General features: G+C 47.0%; 2 protein-coding genes. Both read right to left on the reverse strand.

Features of this window, described 5'->3' with window-relative positions; genetic code table 11:
- On the reverse strand, positions 1-438 hold a 438-nt coding region (locus A3751_RS14850), incomplete at its 3' end, for a dihydrofolate reductase (RefSeq protein WP_068457534.1).
- A 21-nt stretch (positions 439-459) separates the two neighbouring features.
- The gene (locus A3751_RS14855; protein ID WP_068457537.1) at positions 460-1,299 is read right to left on the reverse strand and encodes a thymidylate synthase; all 840 of its coding nucleotides are present in this window, start codon (positions 1,297-1,299) and stop codon (positions 460-462) included.
- Positions 1,300-1,410: the final 111 nt, after the last annotated feature.

Consider the following 1,410-nt stretch of genomic DNA (forward strand, 5'->3'; position numbering starts at 1 on the left):
GCGACCGATTTCATGCCAATCCGCGGGATCAAATTTAGGAAAATAGGCATCGCCATCAACATGCGCGTGCACTTCCGTTAAATACATTCGATCGACTAACGGCAACGCACTCTGATAAATTTGATCGCCGCCGATAATCATTAACTCTTCTCGACCATCAATCTCGGCAATAGACTCTGCCAGTTCAAAGGCCTCTTCTAACGAATGCACCGCCCGAACACCGTCTGCCGACCAATCAGTATTTCGCGTAACCACAATATTGGTTCGCCCTGGAAGGGGCTTACCAATCGATTCAAACGTCTTTCTGCCCATGACAATCGGCAAGCCCATCGTCACCTGTTTGAAGTATTTTAAATCGTTGGGAAGATACCAAGGCAGCTTGTTATTTCGACCAATCACATGATTCTCAGACAAGGCCACAATGAGGGAAATACGCATAATTAAGTCAGCCTTCAGTTCTTAGATCGCAATCGGAGCACGAATTCCAGGATACGGATCGTAATCAAGTACTTCAAAATCCTCAAACTCATAACCGAAGATGCTCTCCGGTTTACGCTTGATATTGAGTTTTGGCAACGCTCTTGGAGTTCGTCTTAATTGCTCAAACACAATCTCGTCCGTAAGGTGATTACTGTACAGATGGCAGTCACCAAATGTGTGCACAAAATCACCCACATCAAGATCACATTGCTGCGCAATCATGTGCGTTAACAAGGCATAACTGGCGATGTTAAACGGGACACCTAGAAATAAATCAGCACTTCGCTGATAAAGCTGACACGACAAGCGCCCGTTCTCAACGTAGAACTGAAACAAGCAATGGCACGGAGCCAACGCCATACGCCCCTCATGCACATTTTCTTGAGGTGAGATAGACTCGTCCGGTAGCTCGGTCGGATTCCAAGCCGAGATAATTAAACGCCGGGAATTCGGCTTGGTTTTGATTTGGGTAATCAAATCAGAAATTTGATCTACAACGCGGCCATCCTGGCCTGCCCAGCTGCGCCATTGCTTACCATAAATCGGCCCAAGGTCGCCCTCTTCGGTCGCCCACTCATTCCAAATGCTCACGCCACGCTCGGACAACCAGTTGTTATCCGTACTGCCCTTTAAAAACCACAACAACTCATAAATGATGCTTTTAAGATGCACTTTTTTTGTTGTGACCAGGGGGAAACCTTCACTCAAATCAAATCGCATCTGCCGGCCAAATACTGAACGGGTGCCAACACCGGTTCTATCACCTCGATCAACGCCGTTATCGACGACATCTTGCATTAGATCCAAATAAGCCTGCATAAATAACCTCTACTTCGATTCAGGCGGCGCTTTATGATGCGCATAAACAACCATACCTACGCCTAAAGCGATCATCGGCAACGATAACAACTGCCCCATGGTTAGCCAATC

The organism is Oleiphilus sp. HI0080, assembly GCF_001635135.1.